At 39.7% G+C, this 257-nt stretch carries 1 tRNA gene; it reads left to right on the top strand.

Going from position 1 to position 257, the window contains the following annotated elements:
- Window positions 1-5 precede the first annotated feature (5 nt).
- Window positions 6-81 (top strand) — tRNA-Ala (locus tag ACH8JV_RS19620).
- Window positions 82-257: the final 176 nt, after the last annotated feature.

The following is a 257-nucleotide window of genomic DNA, read 5'->3' on the forward strand; positions in this document are numbered from 1 at the left end:
AAGCTGGGGACTTAGCTTAGTTGGTAGAGCGCCTGCTTTGCACGCAGGAGGTCAGGAGTTCGACTCTCCTAGTCTCCACCAGAACTTAAGATAAGTTCGGATTACAGAAATTAGTAAATAGAGATTTCGGTCTTGGTTTATTAACTTCTGTGATTTAAGTATCACGGTATTAAGCATGACCTGACGAAGGCGTGTTTATTCATTAACAGATTGGCAAAATTGAGTCTGAAATAAATTGTTCACTCAAGAGTTTAGAT

The organism is Acinetobacter sp. ABJ_C5_2 (assembly GCF_044538485.1).
In the GTDB taxonomy this organism is placed as follows: domain Bacteria; phylum Pseudomonadota; class Gammaproteobacteria; order Pseudomonadales; family Moraxellaceae; genus Acinetobacter; species Acinetobacter nosocomialis_A.